A 1307-nucleotide genomic window follows, 5' to 3' on the forward strand; every position below is an offset into this window, starting at 1 on the left:
AACACCTGTTTCGCCTTCCAGCATTCCAGCACCGGCATGCCGGCGATCGGCGAGTTGGGGTCCTCCTGCGCCGCCGGGTTGACGATGTCGTTGGAGCCGATGACGATCGCCACATCCGTTTCCGGGAAGTCCCCGTTGATCTCGTCCATTTCCATGACGATGTCATAAGGAACCTTCGCTTCGGCCAGCAGCACGTTCATGTGGCCCGGCAGGCGGCCGGCGACCGGGTGGATGGCGAAGCGCACGTCCTTGCCCTTGGCGCGCAGGCGGCGGGTCAGTTCGGCGACGTTCTGCTGCGCCTGCGCCACCGCCATGCCGTAGCCGGGGATGATGATGACGCTGTCGGCCTCGTCCAGGGCGGCGGCGACGCCGTCGGCGTCGATCGCGATCTGCTCGCCCTCGACCTCCATCGCGGGACCTGTGGTGCCGCCGAAGCCGCCCAGGATCACGCTGATGAAGCTGCGGTTCATCGCCTTGCACATGATGTAGCTGAGGATCGCACCGGAGGAGCCGACCAGCGCGCCGACCACGATCAGGAGGTCATTGCCAAGCGAGAAGCCGATCGCCGCCGCGGCCCAGCCGGAGTAGCTGTTCAGCATCGACACCACCACCGGCATGTCGGCGCCGCCGATGCCCATGATCAGGTGGTAGCCGATGAACAGCGCCGCCAGGGTCATCAGGATCAGCGGCAGCACGCCGCCGGAGTTGAAGTACCAGATCAGGCAGAGGAAGGAGAGCCCGGCGGCGCTGGCGTTCAGCATATGGCCGCCCGGCAGCTTGGTGGCGGCCGAGGTGACCTTGCCCGCCAGCTTGCCGAAGGCAATCACCGAGCCGGTGAAGGTGATCGCACCGATGAAGATGCCGAGGAACAGCTCGACCCGCAGGAAGGAGATCTCCGCCGGGGTTTTCTTGGCGATCAGCTTGGCAAAGGTGCCGAGCTCACCGGTGCTGCCCGCGGCCACGGCCGCCGCCACATTGCCGATCTCGAAATGGGCGATGAAGCCGACGAAGACCGCCGCGAGGCCGACCAGCGAGTGCATCGCGGCGACCAGCTGCGGCATCTCGGTCATCTGCACCCGCTTGGCGACATAGGTGCCGATGAGGCCGCCGCCGGCAATCAGCAGCAGCGACAGCAGCCACAACCCGGAGCCGGGGCCGATCAGGGTGGCAAACACCGCCAGACCCATGCCGGCGATGCCGTACCAGACCGCGCGTTTGGCGCTTTCCTGGTTCGAAAGCCCGCCGAGGCTGAGGATGAAAAGAACAGCCGCAACAACATAGGCGGCGGTGGTGAAACCGTAATCCAT

1 protein-coding gene is annotated in these 1307 nt (G+C 66.0%); it reads right to left on the minus strand.

Annotation, left to right across the window (positions count from 1 at the left end; all coding sequences use genetic code 11):
• A partial coding sequence (locus AB1A62_RS22150) for an NAD(P)(+) transhydrogenase (Re/Si-specific) subunit beta (RefSeq protein ID WP_366663613.1) occupies positions 1 to 1307 on the minus strand: 1307 nt, incomplete at both ends.

The sequence above is a fragment of the Leisingera sp. JC11 genome (genome assembly GCF_040704725.1).
Lineage (GTDB): Bacteria > Pseudomonadota > Alphaproteobacteria > Rhodobacterales > Rhodobacteraceae > Leisingera.